Origin of the sequence: Amycolatopsis sp. lyj-90 (genome assembly GCF_046549035.1) — a bacterium.
Classification (GTDB): domain Bacteria; phylum Actinomycetota; class Actinomycetes; order Mycobacteriales; family Pseudonocardiaceae; genus Amycolatopsis.
This window is the reverse complement of sequence record NZ_JAJPWP010000003.1, coordinates 913,552-936,647: the sequence shown is the minus strand read 5'-3', so window position 1 is coordinate 936,647 and position 23,096 is coordinate 913,552. Positions and strand designations below refer to the sequence as shown.

The 23,096-nt window shown below is 67.0% G+C and carries 18 protein-coding genes; 6 read left to right on the top strand and 12 right to left on the bottom strand.

Annotation, left to right across the window (positions count from 1 at the left end):
- Window positions 1–36 precede the first annotated feature (36 nt).
- Window positions 37–2,085 (bottom strand): FG-GAP-like repeat-containing protein, encoded by a 2,049-nt coding sequence (locus ACLJPX_RS15915; protein ID WP_410600727.1) that lies wholly within the window; start codon window positions 2,083–2,085, stop codon window positions 37–39.
- Window positions 2,045–2,533 carry a hypothetical protein gene (locus ACLJPX_RS15910; protein ID WP_410600726.1) on the bottom strand — a complete coding sequence of 163 codons (489 nt, stop codon included), beginning with the start codon at window positions 2,531–2,533 and terminating at the stop codon, window positions 2,045–2,047. The genes ACLJPX_RS15915 and ACLJPX_RS15910 overlap by 41 nt, the downstream gene beginning before the upstream one ends.
- A 286-nt stretch (window positions 2,534–2,819) precedes the next feature.
- Here ACLJPX_RS15910 and ACLJPX_RS15905 point away from each other — a divergent pair, with 286 nt between their 5' ends.
- The 3 genes from ACLJPX_RS15905 to ACLJPX_RS15895 all read left to right on the top strand — a co-directional run bounded on the left by ACLJPX_RS15905 (window position 2,820) and on the right by ACLJPX_RS15895 (window position 8,026).
- Window positions 2,820–6,506 carry an ALF repeat-containing protein gene (locus ACLJPX_RS15905; RefSeq protein ID WP_410600725.1) on the top strand — a complete coding sequence of 1,229 codons (3,687 nt, stop codon included), beginning with the start codon at window positions 2,820–2,822 and terminating at the stop codon, window positions 6,504–6,506.
- A 14-nt stretch (window positions 6,507–6,520) separates the two neighbouring features.
- A complete protein-coding gene (locus tag ACLJPX_RS15900; RefSeq protein ID WP_410600724.1) occupies window positions 6,521–7,000 on the top strand; it encodes a hypothetical protein in 480 nt (159 codons plus the stop codon).
- 288 nt (window positions 7,001–7,288) lie between these two features.
- A complete protein-coding gene (locus ACLJPX_RS15895; RefSeq protein WP_410600723.1) occupies window positions 7,289–8,026 on the top strand; it encodes a hypothetical protein in 738 nt (245 codons plus the stop codon).
- A 147-nt stretch (window positions 8,027–8,173) separates the two neighbouring features.
- Here ACLJPX_RS15895 and prfA read toward each other — a convergent pair whose 3' ends face one another.
- Window positions 8,174–9,244 carry a peptide chain release factor 1 gene (prfA, locus tag ACLJPX_RS15890; protein ID WP_410600722.1) on the bottom strand — a complete coding sequence of 357 codons (1,071 nt, stop codon included), beginning with the start codon at window positions 9,242–9,244 and terminating at the stop codon, window positions 8,174–8,176.
- A 94-nt stretch (window positions 9,245–9,338) separates the two neighbouring features.
- Window positions 9,339–9,566, bottom strand: coding sequence for a 50S ribosomal protein L31 (gene rpmE / locus ACLJPX_RS15885; protein WP_007028345.1), 228 nt, complete (start codon window positions 9,564–9,566; stop codon window positions 9,339–9,341).
- 223 nt (window positions 9,567–9,789) lie between these two features.
- Here rpmE and ACLJPX_RS15880 point away from each other — a divergent pair, with 223 nt between their 5' ends.
- Window positions 9,790–10,335 carry a CHAP domain-containing protein gene (locus ACLJPX_RS15880; protein WP_410600721.1) on the top strand — a complete coding sequence of 182 codons (546 nt, stop codon included), beginning with the start codon at window positions 9,790–9,792 and terminating at the stop codon, window positions 10,333–10,335.
- Window positions 10,336–10,782: 447 nt separating this feature from the next.
- Here ACLJPX_RS15880 and ACLJPX_RS15875 read toward each other — a convergent pair whose 3' ends face one another.
- The 7 genes from ACLJPX_RS15875 to argS form a co-directional block, all read right to left on the bottom strand.
- Complete coding sequence (locus ACLJPX_RS15875; protein ID WP_410600720.1) at window positions 10,783–11,313, bottom strand: hypothetical protein; 531 nt, start codon at window positions 11,311–11,313, stop codon at window positions 10,783–10,785.
- A 90-nt stretch (window positions 11,314–11,403) separates the two neighbouring features.
- Window positions 11,404–13,431 carry a transcription termination factor Rho gene (gene rho, locus ACLJPX_RS15870; protein WP_410600719.1) on the bottom strand — a complete coding sequence of 676 codons (2,028 nt, stop codon included), beginning with the start codon at window positions 13,429–13,431 and terminating at the stop codon, window positions 11,404–11,406.
- A 435-nt stretch (window positions 13,432–13,866) separates the two neighbouring features.
- The gene (thrB, locus tag ACLJPX_RS15865) at window positions 13,867–14,748 is read right to left on the bottom strand and encodes a homoserine kinase (RefSeq protein ID WP_101610267.1); all 882 of its coding nucleotides are present in this window, start codon (window positions 14,746–14,748) and stop codon (window positions 13,867–13,869) included.
- Window positions 14,745–15,806, bottom strand: coding sequence for a threonine synthase (gene thrC, locus ACLJPX_RS15860; RefSeq protein WP_101610268.1), 1,062 nt, complete (start codon window positions 15,804–15,806; stop codon window positions 14,745–14,747). The genes thrB and thrC overlap by 4 nt, the downstream gene beginning before the upstream one ends.
- The gene (locus tag ACLJPX_RS15855; protein ID WP_410600718.1) at window positions 15,803–17,113 is read right to left on the bottom strand and encodes a homoserine dehydrogenase; all 1,311 of its coding nucleotides are present in this window, start codon (window positions 17,111–17,113) and stop codon (window positions 15,803–15,805) included. Before ACLJPX_RS15855 ends, thrC begins: the two co-directional genes overlap by 4 nt.
- A gap of 3 nt (window positions 17,114–17,116) precedes the next feature.
- Window positions 17,117–18,550 carry a diaminopimelate decarboxylase gene (gene lysA, locus ACLJPX_RS15850; protein ID WP_410600717.1) on the bottom strand — a complete coding sequence of 478 codons (1,434 nt, stop codon included), beginning with the start codon at window positions 18,548–18,550 and terminating at the stop codon, window positions 17,117–17,119.
- A 3-nt stretch (window positions 18,551–18,553) separates the two neighbouring features.
- Window positions 18,554–20,209 carry an arginine--tRNA ligase gene (argS, locus tag ACLJPX_RS15845; RefSeq protein ID WP_410600716.1) on the bottom strand — a complete coding sequence of 552 codons (1,656 nt, stop codon included), beginning with the start codon at window positions 20,207–20,209 and terminating at the stop codon, window positions 18,554–18,556.
- 203 nt (window positions 20,210–20,412) lie between these two features.
- Here argS and ACLJPX_RS15840 point away from each other — a divergent pair, with 203 nt between their 5' ends.
- Both ACLJPX_RS15840 and ACLJPX_RS15835 read left to right on the top strand, forming a co-directional pair.
- Window positions 20,413–21,210, top strand: coding sequence for a DUF3105 domain-containing protein (locus ACLJPX_RS15840; RefSeq protein ID WP_410600766.1), 798 nt, complete (start codon window positions 20,413–20,415; stop codon window positions 21,208–21,210).
- Window positions 21,211–21,223: 13 nt separating this feature from the next.
- Window positions 21,224–21,937 carry a DUF305 domain-containing protein gene (locus tag ACLJPX_RS15835; protein ID WP_410600765.1) on the top strand — a complete coding sequence of 238 codons (714 nt, stop codon included), beginning with the start codon at window positions 21,224–21,226 and terminating at the stop codon, window positions 21,935–21,937.
- A gap of 92 nt (window positions 21,938–22,029) precedes the next feature.
- Here ACLJPX_RS15835 and ACLJPX_RS15830 read toward each other — a convergent pair whose 3' ends face one another.
- The gene (locus ACLJPX_RS15830; protein WP_410600715.1) at window positions 22,030–22,947 is read right to left on the bottom strand and encodes a cation diffusion facilitator family transporter; all 918 of its coding nucleotides are present in this window, start codon (window positions 22,945–22,947) and stop codon (window positions 22,030–22,032) included.
- Window positions 22,948–23,096: the final 149 nt, after the last annotated feature.

Here is a 23,096-nt window from a genome sequence, read left to right as displayed (position 1 = left end):
GGGCCATGGATGCCCCGCCCGGCGCCGGGCGGATAATCAGAACCCGAGAGCGAAGGCCCTGGGCACGGTCACCTCTTCACCGAAGGCGAAATCGCCATGCCACAGAACGGAAGCACCCACGAACTTCGCTCCATCGGACACCCCGACATACACGTCCCCTCTCGTGCCGCGCGTGTAAGTGACAATGTCGGCCTTGCCGTCACCGGTGAAGTCACCGATCGCGGGCAACTCGGTCCCGTAGGCGAAGTTTCCGTGCCACTTCACAGCATTCCCGATAAACCTCACGCCATTCGAAATCGCCACATAGACAGAGGCCGCCGTCCCCCGGGTGAAGACCGCGATGTCATCCTTGCCATCGCCGTCGAAATCGCCCGATGCTGGGATCTCGTCACCGAACGCGAAATCTCCGTGCCACTGCAAGGAGTCACCGACGAACTTGCCACCGTCCGAGAACGCCACGAAGACGTCGCCCGTCGTGCCACGGGTGAAGCAGGCGATGTCATCCTTGCCGTCACCGTCGAAGTCACCCACCACAGGAACTTCTGCGCCGCCGGCGAACCGGCCGTGCCACTTCGCACCACTGCCCACGAACTTCTTGCCGTCCGACAACGCCACATAGACCGAAGCCGTCGTCCCACGCGTGAAGACCGCGATGTCATCCTTGCCGTCACCATCGAAGTCACCGACCGCGGGAATCTCCTCGCCGAACGCGAAATCGCCGTGCCACTGCTGGGAGTCGCCGACGAACTTGCCTCCGTCAGACAGCGCCACATACACATCACCCAGCGTTCCCCGAGTGAAGGTCACAATGTCCGTTTTGCCGTCACCATCGAAGTCACCGGCGAGCGGCACCTCGTTGTTCGTCGCGAACCGCTCGTGCCACTTGACCGAATTTCCCACGAACTTGGCCCCGTCGGACACGGCCGCGTAGACGTCCGCCGTGGCGCCTCGGGTGAAGACGGCGATGTCGTCCTTACCGTCACCGGAGAAGTCACTCACGGCGGGAATCGGCGTGGTCGCCGAAACAACGCTGGACACCAACTCCGTCCCATTGGCCAACGTCGTGACGACCCGGTAGTACCAGGTCTTCTTGGCGGGCAGCGACTTGTGCGTAAAGCTGGTCCCCGTCGTCGAGCCGATGCGACGAGCTTCAGCCACCGGAACCGTGGAGTCCTCCCCCGCGTAGATCCGGTACGTCAACTGCCCCTGACCCGCGACCGAAGCCCATTTGACCGTGATCGCGTGGTCGACCGCCTTGGCCGTCGCGACGAACGTCTGCTGCCGAATCCACTCAGCGAGATCGTCGGTGCGCGTAGCCGTCGTGCCCTGCTGTGTCTCGGACACGGCGAGACACCCGTGTTGCCAGGAAGTGCTCACGACACCGGCCAACTCCGCGCGGCCGGAAACCTCCCGGAACACCGCTCCCCCGGCGTCTCCCTTGCAGGCGTCCGCACCGTTGTCACCGGTGAGTGGGAACTCTGCCGCGGTCGGAGCACCGACGGCGAACAACGCCGAGTGCAGCTTGTCGGGCACCCACTCTGTCGCCGTGCGGCCATAACCCGCCAGTCGCAGCTTCTCTCCACCCGCGGCGGCGGCGCCCACGGAAACCGGCGTGATGTCGGCGATCGTCGTATCGAGCCTCGCGAGCATCACGGCCCGGCTGGGGTGGACCACCAGGTTCGTCACCTTGGCGACCCGGCCGGCGGTACCAGCGAGATTGGTCCGGCCCACGGTGACCGTGGTCGGCTTGACCGGAACACCGCCCTGCGGATTGCCGGCGAAACAGGACGCCGACGTGATGATCCATTCGGATGCCACCAAAGCCCCACTACAGGCCGCACCCTCTGCGTTGATCTTGGCGGCGAAGGCGTAGCTCCCGTCCGCGGCGGGAGTTCCACCGGTGACGGCGTTCACTGGCGCGAGAACGAACAGACTGAAGGCCGCCACAGATACAGAAACAGCCGAGAATCTGAGATATTTCATTTCTTCCCCATTATTCGATACCGCTCCGAAATTCGACAGAAGAACACACTTCTCGAATTGTTCACGCGGAGGTCTTGAGTTCGAGCAGGGTCGCACCGTCACCGGCGTTGATCGGAGTCCAGAGATTCTTCTTGATTTCAGTGTCCCGTGGCGCGCTTCCGGCAACGCTGACCGTTGCGATGGCCGCGTGGTCGTCACCCTTGATCGAGTAGACCTCGGGAATCGACATGCTCAGGTAGCCGACGACTCCGGTCACCTTGAAGCAAATCGGATCAGCAAAGGCCGAACTGGACAGAACCACTTGACCGGCACCACCCGGCGAACAGTCGACGAGCAGAATGTGCCCGTCACCCTTTATCAGGGTTATCCCACGGTCGGCCAAAATCTTTTCGGCACCCGGATAGGCGAAGTCCTCGACGAGCGATCCGGCATCGGCTTGAACTCGCGACCCCGACCCGGAGGTCTCACCACCGGAAGCTGTCGCCGCACCACCCAGAATACTCACGACAGCGGCCGAGCAAACAAGTATCGCAACATAAAGATAACGCATTACCACCCCTATTCATCAAGCTGAACGAATTCAGCAGGAAGATCGCTTCAGGCAGGCGAATAAACGGGAACATCGCTCAGGAACCGTAGTTTTTTCTTAGAGCCACTGCCGACAACCCTCCCGCCCAGATGGATGCTAGCGCAGGTGTAGACCTATTGGTAGATTCCTCAATGGCCTGAAAACAATATGTCAACCTAGGCCGAACGGGCTATCCATTACACCAAATGGACCATCTTTAACACCAGGGGGAACACCTGTGCGCGTAAGAGCGTGTCTCAGCATCCTTATGGCCCTCATCACATTCATTATGGGCGTCGGACCGGTAACGACCGCGGCCGCCGAACCGATTGTCAATGCCGCCGCAAACGATAGTGAACGTGCGCAGGCACTCGCATTGTTCAAGTCGGGCGGCCGGGTCGTCGCGCGGGAAGCGGAATTCGCACTGTTAGGTAGCGACGCGGATGTTCATCGCTTCTTGACCGAACGACGGCCGGTCGCCACCGAGCACGATGACCGAATCGCCCTGAATCAGCTGATCGCAAGGTCGGGACCCGCGGTCCGTGCCGCGGGTAGCGCGGCCTTGAGCGACTCGATCGCCGCCGTGCGGACCTTCCTTGCCACCGGGTGGCGCACCCCTTGGGAAAACGACCAGCGCCGACTCCTCAACCAGATCATGGCGCGGGGCGGTGCGCAGGTGGTCAAGGCCGGGGACGCCGCTCTGAAAGGGACCATCGACGATGTCGTGGCCTTCCTGCGCACCGGTCAGTACGTCGCTCAGGACAAAGACGACCGAATCCGCGTCAACAAGATCTTGTATGCGTCGGCTGTCGGTTCGGCTGTGTACACAGCCTGCCAGAGAGTATTGAGCGGTACCGCCGACGACATCCGCGAGTTCCTGCGCAGTGGCTGGCAGGTGGCCGTGCAGCGCGACCAGGAGACACTCTCGGTCGCCGGATTGGCCGAGTTGGCCGCCGACGCCCAGCGACGCGCCGTGGAGAGCACCGACGCCGCGAAAGAAGCGGCGGAGCAGGCGGTCAGTGCCGCACAGAAGTCACGTGAGGCGGCGGAGCTCGCGGCCACCGAGGCCGCGGCCGCACAAGGTGACGCGGTACGAGCCGGTCAGGCTGCGACACGGGCGGCCGAAGCCGCCGGCGCCGCGGCCGCTTCGGCCCAGACCGCGATCAACGCGGCCGGGCGTGCCAACGACGCTGCACGGGTGGCGGCGAACGCCGCGGGTCAAGCTGCGATCGCCGCTTCTCTGACCGAGAAGGCGGCGACACGGGCACACGATGCCGCAGCCGGTGCGGCGAGAGAACGCGGCAAGGCACATGACGCTCGCGTGGCCGCCGAGGCGGCCAAGGAAGTGGCCGTGAACGCCACTGCCGCCGCAGCAGCGGCGGACGCGGCGGGCAAAGCCGTTCTCGAGGCTGGCAACGCCTCCACCGCGGCAGGCAATGCCGGCGACTTCGCCGACAAGGCAGCAAAAGCCGCCGAACAGGCCGCGACGGCCGCACGAGCGGCCGGCGCGAACGCCGACGAAGCGGAACGCGCCGCGCGGCGCGCACGCCAAGCGGCGGCGGAGGCACGGCGAGCGGCTGCGGCCACCCAGTCGCTGGCGCAACGAGCGGCAACGGCGGCGTTCGAGGCTCGTGACGCCGCCAACTCCGCCGCAGGACATGCCGTCAAGGCAGCCGAAGCCGCCCTGCTCGCGGCAGAGCAGGCCGGTGAAGCCGAGAAGGCCGCGGAACGGTCGGCGGCAGCGGCAGCGGAGGCCGACAAGGCGGCGAACGCGGCGAGTGCCGCCGCGGCCAAGGCGCACACCGTGGCCGACACCGCACGGCAAGCCGATGCCGAGCGATTGGCTCAGCAGGAGTCCCAAGGGATTCGCGATGCCCAGGACGCAGTGCTGGCAGAGGCCGCGGAAAAAGCCGAGCCGACGTGGAAGCCCGGCGAGCGAGAGATCATCGATCCGGATACACAGGCTCTGCTGACAGCAGCGGGCCAAAGCGGCACGTCCCCGGAGACCTCGCTTCTCAAGACACGCCAAGCCGCGCTTCGGTTGCTCACCCGCGGTGGGCCATGGGTGCAGGTAGCGGCCGAAGACGCCCTGAGCGAGACCGAGGCGGGGGTAAAGGAGTTCCTCACCACGGGATTGGCCCTGGCTGTCGAACAAGACGACCGGGCGAGCGTCAGCGTCATCATTCGCTCCACCACCAAACCACCGCAGCGCGCCGCCGCGGTCGCCGCTGCCGCGGGTAGCCATGATGTGGTCAAGGAGTTCCTTCGCACGAAGTTCTACCCCGGCAAGCCCAATGACGATCGCCAGGAAGTCAATCGCGTCATGGCGGCGGCGGGCGCAGGCACCGTGGTTCACCAGGCAGGTAGCGACGCGCTGACGGCCGAGTTGAACGGGGACGCCGACGCTCTGCAGCGGTTCTTGGAACACGGCCGGTATATCGCGGCGAAGCAGGAGGATCGCAAGGCCGCCAACCGCGCCCTGGCGACCGGCGGGCCGGAAGTTCGAGCAGCCGCACAGGCGGCCCTGTCCGGGCCGGACTCGTATGTGACGTCATTCCTGCAGACGGAGCTGCCGAAGGCGCAGCTCCGTGACTCCGACACCGCGACCCATGTCTCTCAGATAGCCAGCTATCTCGCCAGCGCCGATCAGTCAGCCGCCGCCGCGCGCCAGAGTGCTCACCTGGCCGCCGAGCAAGCCGCGATCGCGCGGAACGCGGCAGACGAAGCACATCAATGGAACGAGAAGGCACAAGCCTCCGCTGCCACGGCCGCCGAAGCGGCGAAGCAGGCGAAGGAATCGGCCGATGCGGCCCAGCGATCCGCGGACGAGGCAGCCGCCTCGGCAAAGCGAGCTCGTGACGCGGCAGCCGCCGCGGGCAAGAGCGCTCAACGTGCGAGCGCGTCCGCTGCGTACGCGTCGTCTCAGGCCACCTACGCTCGCACGAAGGCAGCGGAAGCAAAGCGGTCCGCAGACGACGCACGCACCGATGCGATCGAAGCCGGCAAGGACGCGGAGGCCGCGGCACGGGCCGCCGAGGAAGCCCGTACGGCGGCTGCGAAATTCACTCAGGTCGGGGAGCAACGCGAAAACATCGGCGACGTACCCGACGAGAAGGCAATCAGTCAGTTCGGCGTAGACAGGCAGCCTGAGAATCTTCGCGACAACCCCACGACGCGCGGTCTGGAAAAGTGCAAGCCGAACGGTCTGAACATCGGCGGCGGTCCGCCGATCTATATCTGCGACATCACCATCGAGCACCACATCACGGGCACGATGCGTTACTTCACCTACCAGTGCCCGCCAGGCGCCACTCAGCGCGAACAATGTACACGCGTGGAGATCGGCTCGAATCCCATCGACTTCGTCTACACCGAGCACACCCAGCTCAAGTCCTGGGAAGCAGTCGGTGACGCGCTCGTGGCGATCGGCAAGGCGCTGATCGACGACTTCGTCAAGTGCGCGAACGACAAGGGGTGGAATCAGGCGGAAGGCTGCGCGTGGATCGCCGCGTCGATGATCATTCCAGTGCGGATTGCCCGGCTCGGCAAGGTGCTGGCGATCACCCCCACCAAATTCGTCGCGACCTCCAAAGCGTTTGATGTGTCTTTGTCCGACGGCACCATCTTCCTCACAACTCTGAGCGAAACCGGAACTCTAGATATAGTGGTCCAAGTTGGAATGAAAGACCAAGGAATAGGCCGAGCTCTCGCTCATTCGGCGTTTGACCACTTCGGGGCGAACATCAAGCGAGTGGGCGGCAAATGGAATACCGGGCTGCGCGACAACCTGGATACGTTTAATCGACTTCTCCGCGAGAACCATACTCCGGAGGACGCGGCGCGCGGCACATTTACAGGCAAGATGGCAGGAGAGTACGGGTTCACAGAAGTCGAATTCATAAAACGCGTAGGCGAGTACGGCAACTACACAGACGTGGAATTATTGTTCAAATAGGATACCCTGAGGCAATGATGGACGTGCTACTCGACTTCGCAGGCAAAGGAAGCTTGGGGCCGATTCATGGCGGCATGAGGCTTCAGGAGGCCGCCAGAATCCTGGGTCCCGGATCCCCCCACCCGGCGATACGCCTGCTCGGCTCGAAGGCAGATGAATACCCATACCCGTACTCGTGGGGAAATTTATCGCTTGACATCGCAAACGGGCTTGTCACAGCGATCCGACTCAGACTGGAACCCGGAGAAACTTTTGCGATCCCAGATCCACTGAAGGGGAATTCTTCGGACTCAATTATTTCGAGAGAAACTTTCCTGGCAGCCCTCAAAGAAAGGAACTACCGCTACCACGCATACGCCGACCTTACCTTTGAAAAACAATCCGCATTTCAGATTCAGGACACCAAAGTGGTGGCCAGCTTCTTCGAACACCAGCAGTCCGATCATATCGAAAAGCAAGGATTCTACCTGACCGGAATGTATCTGGATTCATAATGGGTCGTCGACTGGAATTCGCGAGCCCTGGCGTTCCCTGACGGGATGGGCGACGACAGATCGACAACTAGCCGGTTCCCGGTCACGTGGTGATCACCACGTGACCGGGAACCGAGCGTTGCAGGCAACTGAAGATCACGTCACGAAATTCGTCGAAGCCGACGCCGCGGTCGTTACTCCCGAAGACCGCTCGCGGGCATGGGAACAACCTGGGGCACCGGGCGCGTTCCGGGCGTTGGCCGTAAGCTGGGCGCAGCTGTCGTCGCCGAAGGAGCCTGCGGAATAGCCATGGATTTCCGAGAGACGCGAGTCGTCACGCGGTTGTCTGCGAGTATCGAGACCGACGATTTCGCGGCGGCCGCCGGGCTGGGTGAGCGCTTGATCGGCGAGTTCGAGGCCACCGAGGTGGAGATCTGTCGAGCGGATCCGGTGGACGGCCGGAGGGGCTTCTCGGTCTCCGTCGGTTATCGCACGCTGCCGTCGGACGGCGAGGAGCCTGCCGACACCTTGCATCGTGCCGCAGTGCCTGCGCTTTTCCACTTCGGCCTGAATGCGGCGTTCTTCGAAATCCATGGGACGCCGGAGACCGGTCATTATGGAAGCTACGAAGCCGGCGACACGCAGGTAGACGGTTTCACACTCTATTCGCTCATGGCGACCTTCGGTGGCACAGATCCCCGTGAACCGGCTTATGTTCCCCGGCACGATTTCACCCCGCGAGCGGACACTGACGTCATCTCGCGGGTGCACCTCTACGTGCCCACCGACGACCTGCGGGCAGCCATTCGCCTGTGTGGCGCGACCGCGACGGATCTTTCGGCGTCCCTGATCAGGGTCAGCACGGACACGGGCCCTTGCGAGGCGGTGCTGCTATCGGCTTTCCCGGCGGCCGCCGGGGAAACCGGCGCGGAGGCGCTTAACCGGGTCGAGGGCGAGTTGAACGGCCGCCTTTCGCAGGTGGGCATGTCCGTGCGGGCCATCCACACGGGACTGGAAGACGACCCATTCTCCACGGAACCTGGTTAGCGGGCCTTCTCTTCCCATCGAGATACACCAGGCGCTCCGCATCGGTGCGCCGCTGATCGCCGAGAGTCCGCGCGATGGTGGTCATAGCCGCCACCGAAAGAATCGCGAACACTGGACGAGCACGTCACTGATTCTTCCGATATTGGGTCAGCCAGCGTGGGCGGCGAGCCGCTCTTCGCGGTCCGCGGTGATGAGCGCGTTCAGCACGCCGTCGAGGTCGCCGTCGAGGACCTGGTCCAGGTTGTACGCCTTGTAGTTCACCCGGTGGTCGGCGATGCGGTTCTCGGCGAAGTTGTAGGTGCGGACCCGCTCGGAGCGGTCGACGGTGCGGACCTGCGAGCGACGCGCGTCCGACGCCTTCGCGGCGGCCTCCTCCTCGGCGATCGCCTGGAGGCGGGCCTGCAGCACCTGCAGGGCACGGGCGCGGTTCTGGATCTGCGACTTCTCGTTCTGGCACGAGACGACCACACCGGTCGGAAGGTGCGTGATGCGCACGGCCGAGTCGGTCGTGTTCACGCTCTGGCCACCGGGGCCGGACGAGCGGTAGACGTCGATCCGCAGGTCGTTCGGGTCGATCTCGACCTCGACGTCCTCGGGTTCGGGGTAGATGAGCACGCCGGACGCGGAGGTGTGGATCCGGCCCTGGGATTCGGTGGCGGGCACGCGCTGCACGCGGTGCACCCCGCCCTCGAACTTCAGCCGCGCCCAGACACCGTCGACGTCGGCGGAACGGCTCTTGATGGACACGGTGACGTCCTTGAAACCGCCGAGGTCCGAGTCGACCGAGTCGAGCACCTCGGCCTTCCAGCCGTGACGCTCGGCGTAGCGCAGGTACATGCGCAGCAGGTCGCCGGCGAACAACGCCGACTCCTCGCCGCCTTCACCCGATTTGATCTCCATGACCACGTCGGAACCGTCGTACGGGTCGCGCGGCAGGAGCAGTTCGGTGAGCTTGGACTCGAGCACGGGGATCTTGGCGGAGATCTCGTCGGCCTCGGCCGCGAAGGACGAGTCTTCGGACGCCAGTTCCTTCGCCGTCTCGAGGTCGTCGCGAGCGGTGTCGAGCTCACGGACCGTCTTGACGACCGGGCTCAGCTCCGCGTAGCGGCGGCCGAGCTTGCGTGCGCGCGCCTGGTCGGCGTGCACGGACGGGTCGGCCAGCTGCTCTTCCAGCTGGGCGTGCTCTTCGAGCAGACCCTTCAGCGAACTCGAATCCACCACTCCACCTTTCAACGGCCCGGACAAAACCATGGCTGGGACACCAAAGAAAACGGCGCCTACCCGGACATGCGGGTAGGCGCCGTCGTTCAAGCTACTTGGCGTCTTCGGCCTTCTTGCGCTTGCCGTAGCGAGCCTCGAAGCGCGCGACGCGGCCGCCGGTGTCCATGAGCTTCTGCTTGCCGGTGTAGAACGGGTGGCAGTTCGAGCAGATCTCGACGTGGAGGTTGCCGGAGGTCTTGGTGCTGCGCGTGGTGAATTCGTTGCCGCAGTCACAGTTGACGTGCGTGACAACGTACTCGGGGTGAATACCGCTCTTCATGGTGTCCTCTCTCGTTGGCCCCGGGTCCCCGTGGCGGGGTGAACCGGTGCCGGACTTCAGCGGATGATTTTGCCAGATGCGCTGGCAGTGGGGTTAACGCACCCCTCCCCCGGCATATTCCAACACGTTGAGTAATCAACTATCGACGCCGAGTTGTACGAAATTTGTACTCGATCACGGGACCGTTCTCTTGTTGGTTAATACTCAACAGGAGGTTTGCATCATGCGCACCATCCTCGCCAAGGTGGCGAAGCCGGCGTCCGTCGCCGCGCTGGCCATCGCGGCTCTCGCACTGGCTCCGGTCGCCGGAGCCGCTCCGGCCGCCCCTGAAGCGGGCGCCACCATCACCGCCGCCGACATCAACCCCGCGGCGGGCACGTTCACCACGGTGCCCGAGGGTGACCTCGCGATCCAGGGCGCCGGGGACGGCACGCCCGCCGGCGCCGTCCAGTGGTTCAAGAACAAAGCCGGCTCCACCGCGTACCAGGGCCTCTGCGAGAAGGCCGTCGAGAACGCGTACGGAACCACCGGCGTCTGGGCCTCGGCCAACGCGCACTGGAACGGCGCGAGCCCGAAGCACACGACCGGGACGCCGCCCAAGGGCTCCTTCGTGTACTGGAACATCAGCCAGTGGGGCCACGTCGGCATCGCCGACGGCTCCGGCGGGATCTACGCCTCCAGCATCGGCGGCAAGATCGGCCACGCGTCGAGCGTGAACTACTTCAACAACTACCGCGGCTGGACCCCCGCGGCCGTCCCGCACCGCTGAGCCCTCGTTCATCGCAGGTTCGGTACGTGAAGGCCTCCTTGCCTACCTTCAGGGTAGGGAAGGGGGCCTTCACGGACTTCCGGCAGGCAAAGACGCTCCAGGACCGCAGGGCTGGGTCTCGTGAGTGGTAAGGACGGTTCTGGTGGACTGGTATTTGCCTACCCACTGGATCCTGATGTCATCTCGGTGGCTCGGTCTTGATCAACGGAGGATCGAGGACGTTGAGTGTCCCCGATCCTCCGTCGATCAAGTACCAAGACCGGAGCGACCCCCCGACGATGAAGGATTTGGGACGTTCAACGTCCCAAATCCTCCACACTCGAACCTGACACGGGGACATTCCGGTGCCATCAAGCTCCGAGACAGGACCGACCCCCTCGACTCCCGCACCACACCTTCGCCCTGGTCACGCACAGGTAGGCAAACACCGGTCCGCTCCAACCGTCCTCACCACTCACGAGACGCGAGCCAGCGTCTTGTCGCGCGCGGCGAGGTCAGCCGCACCACCGGCACGCCAGGATCTGCCTCCCAAGCGCGAAGGGTCCGCCGCTTGCGGGCGAAGGACCGGAAGTGCCACACGATGATCGAGTCCCCGGAGAAGATCCCGCGCGGCGTTTCGACATTGCCGTTGCAGATCCGGCGACGGGTGACGCACCGCACCGCCGTCCGGCGCACCAGGCGGCTCAGCGAAACCCAGCGCGGATAGTCCAGCGCCACGATCAGCTCGGCCCTGGGCTGTGCGATGTCGCGCCATTTGGAGAACATGCCGTCGATGATCCACCGGTCTCCCGTTACCAGCTCGGTGATCCGGCGCCGTTGCTCGTCGTCGGGGACGGGCACCCAGCCCGGTTGCCACGCGAGGTCGTCGTCGACCGAGTGATACGGCAATCCGGTCCGCCCGGCCAGCTTCCGGGCCAGCGTCGACTTGCCCGAACCGGTGACGCCGTAGACGACGATCCGCTCTGGTCCCGACGCCACGACTTCCCCCTCGCCTCAAGTACGTGAAGGCCCCCTTCCTTGCGCCTAGCGCAAGGAAGGGGGCCTTCACGTACTTACCAGACTGAAAACTCAGTCGTCGTCGTTCGAGCCGAGGGCCGTCTTCGAGACCTGCATGAGGAACTCGATGTTGGTCTTCGTCTTGCGCAGTCGCGAGATCAGCAGGTCGATGGCCTGCTGCGAGTCCAGCGCGTGCAGCACCCGGTGCAGCTTGTGGGTGACCGCCAGCTCGTCCGGCGAAAGCAGCAGATCTTCCTTGCGGGTACCGGACGGGTTGATGTCCACCGCGGGGAAGACGCGCCGCTCGGCGATCTTCCGGTCGAGCTTGAGGTCCGCGTTCGCGGTGCCCTTGAACTCCTCGAAGATGACCGTGTCACCGGTGGATCCGGTCTCGACCATCGTCGTGGCGAAGATCGTGAGCGAACCGCCGTTCTCGATGTTGCGCGCCGCGCCGAGGAAACGCTTCGGCGGGAAGAGCGCGGTCGAGTCGACACCACCGGAGAGGATCCGGCCGGACGCCGGGGCCGCGAGGTTGTACGCACGGCCGAGGCGGGTGATCGAGTCGAGCAGCACGACGACGTCGTGGCCCATCTCGACGAGCCGCTTCGCCCGCTCGATGGCCAGCTCCGCGACCGAGGTGTGGTCGGACGGCGGACGGTCGAAGGTCGAGGCGATGACCTCGCCCTTCACCGAACGCTGCATGTCGGTGACCTCTTCAGGACGCTCGTCCACGAGCACGACCATCAGGTGGCACTCGGGGTTGTTCGTCGAGATCGCGTTCGCGATGTCCTGCATGATCGTCGTCTTGCCGGCCTTGGGCGGCGACACGATCAGGGCACGCTGTCCCTTGCCGACCGGCATCACCAGGTCGATGACGCGGGTGGTGAGCTTGTGCGACTCGGTCTCGAGGCGCAGCCGCTCGTTCGGGTACAGCGGGGTCAGCTTGGTGAACTCCGGGCGACGCTTGGCCTCGTCCGGCTCCAGGCCGTTGATCGAGTCGACGCGCACCAGCGGGTTGAACTTCTGCCGCTGCTGCTCGCCGTCACGCGGCTGGCGCACGACACCGGTGAGGGCGTCACCGCGGCGCAGGCCGTACTTGCGGACCAGCGACAGCGAGACGTACACGTCGTTCGGCCCGGCGAGGTAGCCCGAGGTACGCACGAACGCGTAGTTGTCGAGCACGTCCAGGATGCCCGCGACGGGCAGCAGGACGTCGTCCTCGCGGATCTCGGTGTCGGGCGAACCGCCCTGTTCACGGCCGCCGCCGGCACCCCGGCGGCGACGGTCGCGGAAGCGACGGCCGCGACGGCCGCCTTCCTCGTCGTCGTCACCCTGCGGGCCCTGCTGGCCCTGACGCTGGCTGTTGTCCTGGCCACCGCCCTGCTGGTTGCGCTGGCGGTTGTCCTGGCCGCGGTTGTCGCGGTTGCCGTCACGACCGCCTTCACGGTTGCTCTGACGGTTGCCGCCCTGCTCACCGCGGTCGCCACGCTCGTTGCGGTCGCCACGGTCACGCTGCTCGCCACGGTCGCCGCGGTCACGCTGCTCACCGCGATCACGCTGCTGGCCACCCTGTTCGGGCGAACCCGCGGCGCGGTTGGAGCCACGACGACGGCGGCTGCGGCCGCCCTCTTCCTGCTGCGACTGGCCGTCCTGCTGATTCTCCTGCTGCGCGGGCCGCTCGGCGGCGGGCGCGGAGCCGTTGTCCGAGACCTTTTCGGCCTTCTCGGCGCGCGGGGCTTCGGCCGGGGCGGCTTCCGCCTTCGGCGCTTCGGCCTTCGGGGCCTCCTGCTTCGGGGCCCCCGTCTTGGGCGCTTCGGCCTTGGGAGCCTTGCGTGGTGCATCGATCCCCTCGAGCGGAAGCGTTTCGCTCGCCGCCGCGGGGGTCTTGCGCTTGGTCTTGCCCTGGCGCTCACGGATGGCCGCGATCAGGTCGCCCTTACGCATACCCGTGGTCTCGCCGATGCCAAGGTCCCCAGCGATCGAGCGCAGTTCGGCGACGGTCTTGCCGGTCAATCCGCCGACCGTGCGCTTGGGAGCGACGGCGCCGTTCGACTCGGCGGCGCCACCTTCGACGTCGCTCAAAAGATCGGTGTTGCTCACAAATGTCCTTCCTGACCGATCCACGCCTCCAGGTGGATCAGCGGACCGCCGTTCGCGTCCGATTGCGAAACGGCGTATCTGGCCCCCGATACGGGCGATCAGCTCCTCGGCCGTGTTGAACACAGCTAGAAGGCCTCCAGCACAGGGATTTGCCTCCTCCAAATGGAGGAAGCGGAATTCGGCACCGCCGGAACCGGGAACCCGCCTGCGTCGACCTGCCAGCCCCCGCTTGCCAGGCTGTGCTGTTGCCGGACTCTGTGCGGGACTGGCGGATCAACAAAGGATGCGGGCCAAGGGTGACACTGGTCACCTGGACCGGCACCGGGTGCGGAAACGCACGGTGATCGAACGCCCCCGAGGGTAGACCGCGCCACGGCCGGGTGCAACAACCACCCCCCGCGTGGCGGGATGGGGCCCCGGCATGTGACCGAGGCTTTACTGGGCCGCAACCTGAACGCCGCCCGGATCGACCGGCAGCTCGGTGACGTCGAAAGATGTAACGTCCACACCCGCCGGGAGTATTCCCCCGGTGGTCAGCGCGAGCACGCTCGGACCGGCTCCGGAGATGGCCGCGGCCACCCCTTCGGCCCTCAGCGCGCGCACCAGTTCGCTGCTCGCCGGATACGCGGGCGCCCGGTAATGCTGATGAAGCCGATCTTCGGTCGCGGAGAGCAACAGGTCAGGGCGCGAAGTGAGCGCGTGGACTGCGAGCGCCGCGCGCCCCGCCGTGAACGCCGCGTCGGCGTGCGGGACCTGGGCGGGAAGCAGGCCGCGCGTCGCGTCGGTGGAGGACCGCAGGGCCGGGATGGCGACCACGGGCCGGATGTCGTGATGCGGCTGGAGCCGTTCGGCGAGGAACCGCTCGCCCTCGTTCCAGGCCACCACGAAGCCGCCCAGGAGGCTCGCCGCGGCGTTGTCGGCGTGTCCCTCGAACCCGGCGGCCAACTGCAGCGCGTCGTCGTCCAGGGCCTTCTCCGCAAGCGCGTACGCCGCCGCGACGCCGGTCACGACGGCGGCCGCGGACGAGCCGAGGCCGCGAGCGTGCGGGATGGCGTTGAAGCAGCGCAGGTGCAGGCCCGGCACCCGGACGTCCAGGTGCTCGCAGGCCCGCCGGAAAGCCCGGACGACCAGGTGCGACTCGTCGGTCGGGACGTCGTCCACGCCGCCGGCGCCCGCGTCGATCACCTCGATCTTGAGCCCGTGATCGGTGATCCGGAGCTCGACCCGGTCGTAGAGCGCCAGCGCCAGGCCCAGCGTGTCGAACCCCGGACCGAGGTTCGCCGAAGACGCCGGGACCTTGACCTTGAGCAGCGTCATCGCAGGTCCAGCGCGGCGGCGACGGCGGTCGGGTCGACGGCGAGCGGTTCGACCTCGACGTTGCCCTCGAGTGCCGTCGCCGGGTCCTTCAGGCCGTGGCCGGTGACGGTGCAGACGACGGTCGAGCCCTTCGGCAGGCGGCCGTCGGCGGCCGTCGCGAGCAGGCCCGCGACGCTGGTCGCCGAGGCGGGCTCGACGAACACGCCCTCCTTGCTGGCGAGTAGCCGGTACGCCTCGAGGATCTTCTCGTCGGTGATGGCCTCGAACAGCCCGGCCGAGGCGTTCTTCGCCTTCATCGCGCCGTCCCAGGACGCGGGGCTGCCGATGCGGATCGCGGTCGCGATGGTGTCCGGATCGGGTACCGGCTCGCCGTGCACGAGCGGTGCGGCGCCCGCCGCCTGGAAGCCGAACATCCGCGGGGTGTTCTTCACCACACCGTCGCCCGCGTACTCCGAATATCCCGCCCAGTAGGCGGTGATGTTGCCCGCGTTGCCGACCGGCAGGCAGTGGATGTCCGGCGCCTTGCCAAGCACGTCGCAGATCTCGAACGCGGCCGACTTCTGGCCCGCGATGCGCACCGGGTTGACCGAGTTGACCAGGGTCACCGGGTAGTCGATCGCGGTCTTCTGCGCCAGCTCGAGGCAGTCGTCGAAGTTGCCGTCCACCTGCAGGATCCGCGCGCCGTGCAGGACGGCCTGGGCGAGTTTGCCCATCGCGATCTTGCCCTGCGGGACCAGCACCGCGCAGGTGAGCCCGGCGCGGGCCGCGTAGGCGGCGGCCGACGCCGAGGTGTTGCCGGTGGAGGCGCAGATGACCGCCTGGAGCCCGCTGGCGAGCGCGTGCGTGATGGCGACGGTCATCCCGCGGTCCTTGAACGACCCGGTCGGGTTCACGCCCTCGACCTTGAGGTAGACCTCGCAGCCGGTCAGTTCCGAGAGGTGCGGCGCGGGCAGCAACGGGGTGTTGCCCTCGCCGAGGGTGATCACCTTCGCGCCGGCCGGGACCGGGATCCGGTCGGGGTAGGCCTGGATGATCCCTGGCCATGGTTGGGGAATCACTGGTCTTCGCCTTCCACACGCATCACACTGACGACCTGGTTCACCACATCGAGTTTGGCGATGTCGTCCACAGTGGACTTCAAGGCCGCGTCCGGCGCCAGGTGGGTGACCACGACCAGGCTGGCCGTGTCGTTGGCGTCGCGCTGCCGCACCGCGGCGATGCTGACGCCGTGCCCGGCGAACGCCTGGGCCACCTGGGCGAGCACGCCCGCTCGATCGGCCACGTCGAGACTGACGTGGTACCGCGTCGGCGTCTGGCCCATCGGCCTGACCGGGAGCGCGGCGTGCGCGGATTCGCGCGGGCCACGGCCGCCGACGACCCGGTTTCGAGCCACCGCGACGAGGTCGCCGAGCACGGCACTCGCGGTCGGCGCGCCACCGGCGCCCTGACCGTAGAACATGAGCTCACCGGCGGCGTCGGCCTCGACGTAGACGGCGTTGTACGCGCCGCCGACCCCGGCGAGCTGGTGCCCGCGCGGGATCATCACCGGATGTACGCGCGCCGAAACGGATTCGGCGCCGTCGTCGGAGGTGACGCGCTCGCAGATGGCGAGCAGTTTCACCGTGCGGCCCAGCACCTTCGCCGCGGCGAGGTCCGACGCGGTGACGTCGGCGATGCCTTCACGGTGCACCTCGGACGCCGTGACGCGGGTGTGGAACGCGAGCGAGGCGAGGATCGCGGCCTTGGACGCCGCGTCGTAGCCGTCGACGTCGGCCGTCGGGTCCGCCTCGGCGTATCCGAGCCTGCTGGCCTCTTCCAGGGTTTCCGCGTAGCCCGCGCCGGTGGAGTCCATCGCGGACAGGATGAAGTTGGTGGTGCCGTTGACGATGCCCATCACGCGGGTGATGCGGTCACCCGCCATCGATTCGCGCAGCGGGCGCAGCAACGGGATCGCCCCGGCCACGGCCGCTTCGAAGTAGAGGTCCACACCGGACGCGTCGGCGGCCTCGAACAGCTCCGCGGAATGCTCGGCCATCAGCGCTTTGTTCGCCGTGACAACGGATTTCCCGGCCTTGAGCGCGTCGAGCAGCCACTCCCGCACCGGCTCGATCCCGCCGACCAGTTCGACGACGACGTCGACCTCGTCGGAGGTGACGAGCTTCGTCACGTCGGAGGTCACCAGCTCCGACGGCAGTTCGGGGTGCTTGTCGGGGCGCCGCACGGCGATGCCCGCGAGCTCCACCCTGGCGCCCGCCCTGGCGGCGAGTTCCTCGGCCTGCTCGGTGAGCAGCCGGACGACCTCACCGCCGACCGTCCCGCAGCCGAGCAGGGCGACCCTGATCACGCGTCCGTCCACAGTAGACACTTGCTAGACCTCCAGGCGCAGCATGTCGTCCGTCGTCTCCCGCCGCAGCAGCACGCGGGCGCTGCCGTTGCGCACGGCCACCACCGCGGGCCGCGGCTGCCGGTTGTACCCGCTGGCCATCGAGTAGCAATACGCCCCGGTGGCCGCCACGGCGAGCAGGTCGCCGGGAGCAAGAGTGTCGGGGAGCCAGCAGTCCCGGACGACGATGTCGCCGGACTCACAGTGTTTTCCCACGACCCGGGACAGCGCGGCGGCGACCTGGCCGTCCCCGTCGTCGTCGGAGGTGCGGGAAACGAGACGGCAGTCGTACACCGCGTCGTAGAGCGCGGTGCGGATGTTGTCGCTCATGCCGCCGTCGACGCTGACGTAGCGCCGGGCGGCCTTGTCGCCGAGCGACACGTCCTTGATGGTGCCGACCTCGTAGAGCGTGATCGTGCCGGGACCGGCGATGGCCCGGCCCGGCTCGCCCGCGATCTTCGGCACGGGAAGGCCCGCGTACTCGCATTCCTTGCGGACGATCTCGCGGATCTGTGTGATCATCTGCGCGGGCGGTGGCGGGTTGTCCTTGTCGGTGTAGGCGATACCGAAACCGCCGCCGAGGTCGACGATCGACAGCTGGTCGAGCAGATCGGTGCCGTGCTCCTTGGCGAGTTCGGCCAGCAGGCCGACCACGCGGCGGGCGGCGACCTCGAAGCCGTCGGCGTCGAAGATCTGCGAACCGATGTGGCTGTGCAGGCCGATCAGCTTGAGCGACGGCGCGTTGAGCACGCGGCGCACGGCTTCGGCCGCGTCACCGGAAGCCAGCGAGAAACCGAACTTCTGGTCCTCGTGCGCGGTCGCGATGAACTCGTGGGTGTGCGCCTCGACGCCGACGGTGACCCGGATCAGCACGTTCTGCACGATGTCGTGCCGGGCGGCGACATCCGCCAGCCGCGCGATCTCGTAGTAGGAGTCGACCACGACCGTGCCGACGCCGGCCTCGACGGCGGCTTCGAGTTCGGGAAGGGATTTGTTGTTGCCGTGGAAGGTGATCCGCTCGGCCGGGAAGTTCGCGCGCTGCGCGACGGCGAGTTCGCCGCCGCTGCAGACGTCCAGGCTCAGTCCCTGCTCGGCCACCCAGCGGGCGATCTCGATGGACAGGAACGCCTTGGACGCGTAGTGCACGAGAGCCGGGTCGTCGAACGCCTCGGCGTAGTCGGCGCAGCGGGACTTGAAGTCGGCCTCGTCGACGACGAACAGCGGCGTGCCGTACTTCTCGGCGAGTTCGCGGACGTCGACGCCCGCGATGCGCACGACGCCGTCTCCACCTCGGAAGGTGTTGCGGGGCCAGACCTTCGGATACAGCCTGTCGAGTTCTTCGGGACTCGACGGCGGGAAACCGGAGGCGTCGGCGTGGGGGTAGACGTCGGCGTGGCGGGGGCCGGCGGGGTGAGCCATCGATTACATCCGTTCCGGAGCGGAGACACCGAGCACCGTGAGGCCGTTCGCCAGCACCTGGCGGGTCGCCTCACAGAGCGCGAGCCGGGAAAACGTGAGGGGGGTGGTCTCCTCGTCGCCCTTCGGGAGAACCCGGCCGACGGCGTTCCACTTGTGGTAGGCGCCGGCGAGTTCTTCGAGGTACCGGGCGACGCGGTGCGGTTCGCGCAGCTGTGCGGCCCGGCGGAGGACGGTCGGGAATTCGCCGAGGGTGCGGATGAGATCGCCCTCGGCGGGCAGCGTGAGCAGACCGAAGTCGACATCGCCATCGGTTTTGAGGCCGAGGTCGGAAGCGTTGCGCTGCAAGGAGGCCAGCCGCGCGTGGGCGTACTGGACGTAGTAGACCGGGTTGTCGTTGGAGTGCTTGCGCAGCAGGTCGAGGTCGATGTCCAAAGTGGAGTCGACCGAGTAGCGGATCAGCTCGTAGCGGGCCGCGTCGACCCCGACGGTGCCGACCAGGTCCTCCATGGTGATCACGGTGCCCGCGCGCTTGCTCATCCGGACCGGCTTGCCGTCGGAGACCAGGTTGACCATCTGGCCGATCAGGACCTCGACCACGGCCGGGTCGTCGCCGAAGGCGGCCGCGGCGGCCTTGAGGCGGGCGATGTACCCGTGGTGGTCCGCGCCGAGCATGTAGATGCAGAGGTCGAAACCGCGCTTGCGCTTGTCCTGGAAGTAGGCGAGGTCGCCGGCGATGTAGGCCGGGTTGCCGTCCTTCTTGATGACGACGCGGTCCTTGTCGTCGCCGTGCTCCTTGGACTTCAGCCACCAGGCGCCGTCCTCGAAGTACAGGTTCCCGGAGTCCTTCAACCGCTGGACCGACGACCCGACGGCGCCGGACTCGTGCAGCGAGTTCTCGTGGAAGTAGACGTCGAAGTCGGTGCCGAAGTCGTGCAGGCTCTGCTTGATCTCGGTGAACATCAGCTCGATGCCCACGCGGCGGAAGGTCTCGGCGCGCTCGTCGTCCGGCAGCGACAGCGCGCTCGGCTCCTGGCGGATGACCTCGGCGGCGATGTCGTTGATGTAGCCGCCCGCGTAGCCGTCTTCCGGGGCGGGCTCGCCCTTGGCGGCGGCGACCAGGGACCGCACGAAGCGGTCGATCTGCGCGCCGTGGTCGTTGAAGTAGTACTCCCGGGTGACCAGGCCGCCCTGCGCGGACAGCACGCGGCCCAGCGCGTCGCCGACCGCGGCCCAGCGGGTGCCGCCGAGGTGGATCGGGCCGGTCGGGTTCGCCGAGACGAACTCGAGGTTGATCTTGAGCCCGGCAAGCTCGTCGCCGAGGCCGAACCGCTCACCGGCGTCCAGGACCTGCTGGACGATCTGGCCCTGCGCGTCGGCGGCGAGCCGCAGGTTGAGGAAGCCCGGCCCGGCGACCTCGGCCGAGTCGATGCCGTCGGCCGCGGCGAGGGCCCCGGCCAGCGCGTCGGCGAAGTCGCGGGGCTTCATGCCCGCCTTCTTGGCCACCTGCAGCGCCAGGTTGGTCGCGTAATCGCCGTGCTCGGGGTTGCGGGGACGTTCGATCGTCACCTTCTCCGGCAGCACGGAATCGTCGAGGCCGCGCGCGGTGAGAACCTGCACGGCTGAGTTACGGACCAGGTCGGCGAGAGCTGCGGGAGTCACTCGCGGAATTCTAGGTGTGACCTGGTCCGGGCTTCGCAGCGACCGCCGGAAGGTGTGAGCCAAGCCGGTGATCTTCCGGCTGTTCACGGTGATCAGACGCGCGGTCTCTACACTGGCCCGCGCAGGGACCACCCCCTTTGGAGAACGCAGGAGCCATGGCTAACGGGACAACCAGAAAAAAGGGCGCGTCGTCGAAGAACGCCATGAAGGCAGCCCGTAGTTCCGTCGTGTCCAAGAAGGGCACGCCCTGGGGCACGATCATCGCCGTCGTCGCGATCGTCGTCCTGGCTGCCTCGGTGGTCACCTACTACATGGTCGCCTCGGCGCCGAAGCGCGAGCAGAAGACCCGTGAAGAGGCCGCCGCCGCCTTCGCGCCTTCGCAGCAGGACCCGGATCCCTCCAAGCGGATCAACGGCGTGACCACCACGACGTACGAGGGCAGTGTCCACGTCACGGCCGCCGAGCGCGTCGCCTACGACAAGACCCCGCCCTACGGCGGCCCGCACGACCAGGCCTGGGCCGCGTGCAACGGTGTCGTCTACCCGGAAGCCGTCCGCAACGAGAACATGGTCCACGGTCTCGAGCACGGCGCGGTCTGGATCGCCTACAACCCGGCGCAGATCTCGGGCGAGGCGCTCGAGCTGCTGCGGGTCCGCGTCGAGGGCAAGCCGTACACCACGATGTCGCCGTACCCGAACCTCGACAAGCCGATCTCGCTGCAGTCCTGGGGCCACCAGCTGAAGCTGGACAGCGCGTCCGACGAGCGGATCGACCAGTTCATCGCGGCGCTGCGCACCAACCCGTACGGCGCGTACCCCGAGCGTGACGCCACCTGCGACGCGCAGATCGAGCCGGGCAAGTTCGACCCGACCCCGCCGGGACCGGACGCGAAGCCGATGGACTACAAGGGCACCGCGGGCACCCAGCAGGACGGGCAGCCCGGCGCCGGCCAGCCGTCGCAGCCCCCGGCCACCCAGCCGTCGGCGCCCGCGAGCAAGTAGGTAAGTGAGCAGGATGGACCCCGATCCCCAGTACGTCGACGAACCCGGCGACGAGGTACCGCGCTCGACCAAGAGCCGGTGGCTGGTGATCGGGGCCGCCCTGGTCGTCATGCTGATCGTGGGCTTCGGCCTCGGCGCCCTGACGACCAGGTTGGTCGACTCCGAGCCGGAGCCGACCACCCCGGGTGCGGGCTCGGTCGAGGTCGGCTTCGCGCAGGACATGTCGGTGCACCACCTCCAGGCCGTCACCATGGCGGGCTGGGCGCGGGACCACACGGCCGATCCGGCGATCAAGACCCTCGCGTTCGACATCGAGCGCACGCAGACCGGCCAGGTCGGCCGGATGAAGGGCTGGCTGGGCCTGTGGGGCCAGCCGGAGCAGACGAACGGCGCCTACATGACCTGGATGACCGAACCGTCCGGCCACGCCGGGCACGGGGGCGTCGACATGAAGCCGTCGAACGGCGCGCCGATGCCGGGGATGGCGACTTCGGCCGAACTGGCCAAACTGCGGTCGCTGACCGGCAAGGAGATGGACGTCTTCTTTCTCCAGCTGATGCTGCGGCATCACATGGGCGGGACGGAGATGGCGCAGTACGGCAACGACCACACGTCCATCGCGGACGTGAAGTCGCTGACGCGGAGCATGCTCGTCTCGCAGGGCGCCGAGATGGACCTGATGAAGGGCCTGCTCCAGGAGCGCGGCGGCTCCCCTCTCCCCGCCTGACGCCTCCCCCACTTACGCGTTTCGTCCTCTAGTTGCGGTAGTTGGCTTCACGAACTACCGCAACTAGAGGACGAAACGCGTCGTGGGGGGAGTTACCAGGAGAGTTCCCGGCACCGTTGCGCGCACTGGGGCACTTCTATCTGCAGCGTCGCGTGCTCGATCGAGTAGCGGTCGGCCAGGAGGTTCTGGGCCTCGGTCAGGACCGCGGCCTGCTCGACGGTCGGCGCGATGGTGAGGTGCGCCGAAGCGACCTCCATCCCCGAAGTCAGCGTCCAGACGTGCAGGTCGTGGACGTCCTCGACACCCTTCAGCTCGCCGAGTTCGGCCTGGATCCCGGCGACGTCGACCCCCTTCGGCGCGTGCTGGAACAGGATCCGCAGCGCGCGGCGGGCGAGGGCGTAGGTGCGGGGCAGGACGAACAGGCCGATCGCGACACCGATGATCGGGTCGGCGTAGCGCCAGCCGGTCAGCAGCGTGATCGCGCCGCTCAGCAGCACCCCGACGGAGCCGATGAGGTCGGCGAGGACTTCGAGGTACGCGCCCCGGACGTTGATGCTCTCCTCGGCGCCCTTGCGCAGGATCAGGAACGAGACGATGTTCGCGACCAGGCCCGCGGCCGCGGCCAGCAGCACCGGCAGGCCGGGGACGACGGGCGGGTCGCTGATCCGGCCGAAGGCCTCGACCAGGACGTAGCCCGCGACGCCGAACAGCAGGATGGCGTTGCCCAGCGCCGCGAGCACTTCGGCCCGGTAGAAACCGAACGTGCGGGTGAGCGTCGGGCCACTGCGCCGGGCGAGCATGATCGCCGCCAGCGCCATGCCGACCCCGAGGACGTCGGTGAACATGTGCGCGGCGTCGGAGATCAGCGCGAGCGAGCCCGTGGCGAACCCGACGATGAACTCCATGACCATGAAGCCGGCGCCGATGACCAGGGCGATCGTCAGGCTCTTGAGGTAGCGGCCTGACGCGCTCGACGGCGATGCCGTCCCATGCCCGTGCCCGTGACCCATTGCTCCGCCTCTCGTGAAGTCGACAGGCTGAATATATTGTCACATGCGCATATGTGCAATACAGGTGAGCCTAAGTTCACCATGTCTTAAGCCACACAAGGAAGCCATCCCCCAGGAGGGCCTTCCCGAAACTTGAAACCGACACGGAC